Source organism: Streptomyces ziwulingensis (assembly GCF_039542605.1).
In the GTDB taxonomy this organism is placed as follows: domain Bacteria; phylum Actinomycetota; class Actinomycetes; order Streptomycetales; family Streptomycetaceae; genus Streptomyces; species Streptomyces ziwulingensis.
Genome location: NZ_BAABIG010000012.1, coordinates 1 through 5376, shown reverse-complemented (window position 1 = coordinate 5376; position 5376 = coordinate 1). Strand labels below are relative to the sequence as shown.

Annotated in this window: 2 rRNA genes; both read left to right on the top strand. The window is 57.4% G+C overall.

The window, feature by feature from the left end:
- The first annotated feature begins 265 nt into the window (after positions 1 to 265).
- Positions 266 to 1791, top strand: a 16S ribosomal RNA gene (locus ABEB00_RS05840).
- A 373-nt stretch (positions 1792 to 2164) separates the two neighbouring features.
- Positions 2165 to 5354 (top strand): 23S ribosomal RNA (locus ABEB00_RS05835).
- The 16S and 23S rRNA genes sit together here, the layout of an rRNA operon.
- The last annotated feature ends 22 nt before the right edge of the window (positions 5355 to 5376 follow it).

The following is a 5376-nucleotide window of genomic DNA, read 5'->3' as shown; positions in this document are numbered from 1 at the left end:
ACCGAAGGGAAGCGCCCGGAGGAAAGCCTGAGAGAGTCTCTCGGGTGAGTACAAAGGAAGCGTCCGTTCCTTGAGAACTCAACAGCGTGCCAAAAGTCAACGCCAGATATGTTGATACCCCGTCCACCACATCGTGGTGGTCGTGGTTCCTTTGAAGTAAACACAGCGAGGACGTTGTGAACGGTCGGGCTTATTCCGCCTGACTGTTCCGCTCTCGTGTGTGTGCACCGGCAGTACTCATTTACTGATACTGACCGAGTAAACATTCACGGAGAGTTTGATCCTGGCTCAGGACGAACGCTGGCGGCGTGCTTAACACATGCAAGTCGAACGATGAACCACTTCGGTGGGGATTAGTGGCGAACGGGTGAGTAACACGTGGGCAATCTGCCCTTCACTCTGGGACAAGCCCTGGAAACGGGGTCTAATACCGGATAACACTCCTGCAGGCATCTGTGGGTGTTAAAAGCTCCGGCGGTGAAGGATGAGCCCGCGGCCTATCAGCTTGTTGGTGAGGTAGTGGCTCACCAAGGCGACGACGGGTAGCCGGCCTGAGAGGGCGACCGGCCACACTGGGACTGAGACACGGCCCAGACTCCTACGGGAGGCAGCAGTGGGGAATATTGCACAATGGGCGAAAGCCTGATGCAGCGACGCCGCGTGAGGGATGACGGCCTTCGGGTTGTAAACCTCTTTCAGCAGGGAAGAAGCGAAAGTGACGGTACCTGCAGAAGAAGCGCCGGCTAACTACGTGCCAGCAGCCGCGGTAATACGTAGGGCGCAAGCGTTGTCCGGAATTATTGGGCGTAAAGAGCTCGTAGGCGGCTTGTCACGTCGGTTGTGAAAGCCCGGGGCTTAACCCCGGGTCTGCAGTCGATACGGGCAGGCTAGAGTTCGGTAGGGGAGATCGGAATTCCTGGTGTAGCGGTGAAATGCGCAGATATCAGGAGGAACACCGGTGGCGAAGGCGGATCTCTGGGCCGATACTGACGCTGAGGAGCGAAAGCGTGGGGAGCGAACAGGATTAGATACCCTGGTAGTCCACGCCGTAAACGGTGGGAACTAGGTGTGGGCAACATTCCACGTTGTCCGCGCCGCAGCTAACGCATTAAGTTCCCCGCCTGGGGAGTACGGCCGCAAGGCTAAAACTCAAAGGAATTGACGGGGGCCCGCACAAGCAGCGGAGCATGTGGCTTAATTCGACGCAACGCGAAGAACCTTACCAAGGCTTGACATACACCGGAAAGCATTAGAGATAGTGCCCCCCTTGTGGTCGGTGTACAGGTGGTGCATGGCTGTCGTCAGCTCGTGTCGTGAGATGTTGGGTTAAGTCCCGCAACGAGCGCAACCCTTGTTCTGTGTTGCCAGCATGCCCTTCGGGGTGATGGGGACTCACAGGAGACCGCCGGGGTCAACTCGGAGGAAGGTGGGGACGACGTCAAGTCATCATGCCCCTTATGTCTTGGGCTGCACACGTGCTACAATGGCAGGTACAATGAGCTGCGATACCGCGAGGTGGAGCGAATCTCAAAAAGCCTGTCTCAGTTCGGATTGGGGTCTGCAACTCGACCCCATGAAGTTGGAGTTGCTAGTAATCGCAGATCAGCATTGCTGCGGTGAATACGTTCCCGGGCCTTGTACACACCGCCCGTCACGTCACGAAAGTCGGTAACACCCGAAGCCGGTGGCCCAACCCCTTGTGGGAGGGAGCTGTCGAAGGTGGGACTGGCGATTGGGACGAAGTCGTAACAAGGTAGCCGTACCGGAAGGTGCGGCTGGATCACCTCCTTTCTAAGGAGCACTTCTAAGCCGGGCTTGCCTGGTTCAGAGGCCACTACGTCGGCAAATGTTCGACGGTGGTTGCTCATGGGTGGAACGTTGACTATTCGACCGGTTATCCGGGTCGGAGGCTGTGAGTACTGTCCGTGAGGGCGTGGAAAGCATGATCTTCGGACGGGTTCGGGTCGGGCACGCTGTTGGGTGTCTGAGGGTACGGCCGGTGACGGCTGCCTTCAGTGCCGGCCCCAGTGCACTCGGGATGTTGTCCCGNGTACGGCCGGTGACGGCTGCCTTCAGTGCCGGCCCCAGTGAACTTGCCTGTCAGGGCAGGGTGATGGGTGGTTGGTCGTTGTTTGAGAACTGCACAGTGGACGCGAGCATCTGTGGCCAAGTTTTTAAGGGCGCACGGTGGATGCCTTGGCACCAGGAACCGATGAAGGACGTGGGAGGCCACGATAGTCCCCGGGGAGTCGTCAACCAGGCTTTGATCCGGGGGTTTCCGAATGGGGAAACCCGGCAGTCGTCATGGGCTGTCACCCTTGCCTGAACACATAGGGCAAGTGGAGGGAACGCGGGGAAGTGAAACATCTCAGTACCCGCAGGAAGAGAAAACAACCGTGATTCCGGGAGTAGTGGCGAGCGAAACCGGATGAGGCCAAACCGTATGCGTGTGAGACCCGGCAGGGGTTGCGTATACGGGGTTGTGGGATCTCTCTTTTACGGTCTGCCGGCCGTGAGACGAGTCAGAAACCGTTGATGTAGGCGAAGGACATGCGAAAGGTCCGGCGTAGAGGGTAAGACCCCCGTAGTCGAAACGTCAACGGCTCGTTTGAGAGACACCCAAGTAGCACGGGGCCCGAGAAATCCCGTGTGAATCTGGCGGGACCACCCGTTAAGCCTAAATATTCCCTGGTGACCGATAGCGGATAGTACCGTGAGGGAATGGTGAAAAGTACCGCGGGAGCGGAGTGAAATAGTACCTGAAACCGTGTGCCTACAAGCCGTGGGAGCGTCGGACGGAGAGCTTGCTCTTTGTCTCGTGACTGCGTGCCTTTTGAAGAATGAGCCTGCGAGTTTGCGGTGTGTTGCGAGGTTAACCCGAGTGGGGAAGCCGTAGCGAAAGCGAGTCCGAACAGGGCGGTTGAGTAGCACGCTCAAGACCCGAAGCGGAGTGATCTAGCCATGGGCAGGTTGAAGCGGAGGTAAGACTTCGTGGAGGACCGAACCCACCAGGGTTGAAAACCTGGGGGATGACCTGTGGTTAGGGGTGAAAGGCCAATCAAACTCCGTGATAGCTGGTTCTCCCCGAAATGCATTTAGGTGCAGCGTCGTGTGTTTCTTGCCGGAGGTAGAGCACTGGATAGGCGATGGGCCCTACCGGGTTACTGACCTTAGCCAAACTCCGAATGCCGGTAAGTGAGAGCGCGGCAGTGAGACTGTGGGGGATAAGCTCCATGGTCGAGAGGGAAACAGCCCAGAGCATCGACTAAGGCCCCTAAGCGTACGCTAAGTGGGAAAGGATGTGGAGTCGCACAGACAACCAGGAGGTTGGCTTAGAAGCAGCCACCCTTGAAAGAGTGCGTAATAGCTCACTGGTCTAGTGATTCCGCGCCGACAATGTAGCGGGGCTCAAGCGTACCGCCGAAGTCGTGTCATTCATACATGAGGGCCAACGCCCGTATGNATGTAGCGGGGCTCAAGCGTACCGCCGAAGTCGTGTCATTGCGATATGTACCCCCAACGGGGATCGTGATGGGTAGGGGAGCGTCGTGTGCCGGGTGAAGCAGCCGCGGAAGCGAGTTGTGGACGGTTCACGAGTGAGAATGCAGGCATGAGTAGCGATACACACGTGAGAAACGTGTGCGCCGATTGACTAAGGGTTCCTGGGTCAAGCTGATCTGCCCAGGGTAAGTCGGGACCTAAGGCGAGGCCGACAGGCGTAGTCGATGGATAACCGGTTGATATTCCGGTACCCGCTGTGAAGCGTCAAACATCGAGCATCGTGATGCTAAGGCCGTGAAGCCGTTCCGGACCCTTCGGGGAATGGAAAGTGGTGGAGCCGCCGGCCCAAGCGGTTAGTAGGTGAGTGATGGGGTGACGCAGGAAGGTAGTCCATCCCGGGCGGTGGTTGTCCCGGGGTAAGGGTGTAGGCCGTGCGGTAGGTAAATCCGTCGCACATGAGGCTGAGACCTGATGCCGAGCCGATTGTGGTGAAGTGGATGATCCTATGCTGTCGAGAAAAGCCTCTAGCGAGTTTCATGGCGGCCCGTACCCTAAACCGACTCAGGTGGTCAGGTAGAGAATACCGAGGCGTTCGGGTGAACTATGGTTAAGGAACTCGGCAAAATGCCCCCGTAACTTCGGGAGAAGGGGGGCCATGTCTGGTGATGAGTCTTGCACTCTGAGCTGGGTGTGGCCGCAGAGACCAGCGAGAAGCGACTGTTTACTAAAAACACAGGTCCGTGCGAAGCCGTAAGGCGATGTATACGGACTGACGCCTGCCCGGTGCTGGAACGTTAAGGGGACCGGTTAGTCACATTTCGGTGTGGCGAAGCTGAGAACTTAAGCGCCAGTAAACGGCGGTGGTAACTATAACCATCCTAAGGTAGCGAAATTCCTTGTCGGGTAAGTTCCGACCTGCACGAATGGCGTAACGACTTCTCGACTGTCTCAACCATAGGCCCGGTGAAATTGCACTACGAGTAAAGATGCTCGTTTCGCGCAGCAGGACGGAAAGACCCCGGGACCTTTACTATAGTTTGATATTGGTGTTCGGTTCGGCTTGTGTAGGATAGCTGGGAGACTGTGAACTCTGGACGCCAGTTCAGGGGGAGTCGTCGTTGAAATACCAGTCTGGTCGTGCTGGATGTCTAACCTGGGTCCGTGATCCGGATCAGGGACAGTGTCTGATGGGTAGTTTAACTGGGGCGGTTGCCTCCTAAAGAGTAACGGAGGCGCCCAAAGGTTCCCTCAGCCTGGTTGGCAATCAGGTGTTGAGTGTAAGTGCACAAGGGAGCTTGACTGTGAGACCGACGGGTCGAGCAGGGACGAAAGTCGGGACTAGTGATCCGGCGGTGGCTTGTGGAAGCGCCGTCGCTCAACGGATAAAAGGTACCCCGGGGATAACAGGCTGATCTTCCCCAAGAGTCCATATCGACGGGATGGTTTGGCACCTCGATGTCGGCTCGTCGCATCCTGGGGCTGGAGTCGGTCCCAAGGGTTGGGCTGTTCGCCCATTAAAGCGGTACGCGAGCTGGGTTTAGAACGTCGTGAGACAGTTCGGTCCCTATCCGCTGCGCGCGCAGGAATATTGAGAAGGGCTGTCCCTAGTACGAGAGGACCGGGACGGACGAACCTCTGGTGTGCCAGTTGTCCTGCCAAGGGCATGGCTGGTTGGCTACGTTCGGGAGGGATAACCGCTGAAAGCATCTAAGCGGGAAGCCTGCTTCGAGATGAGTATTCCCACCTCCTTGAGAGGGTAAGGCTCCCAGTAGACGACTGGGTTGATAGGCCAGATATGGAAGCCTGGTAACGGGTGGAGTTGACTGGTACTAATAGGCCGAGGGCTTGTCCTCAGTTGCTCGCGTCCACTGTGTT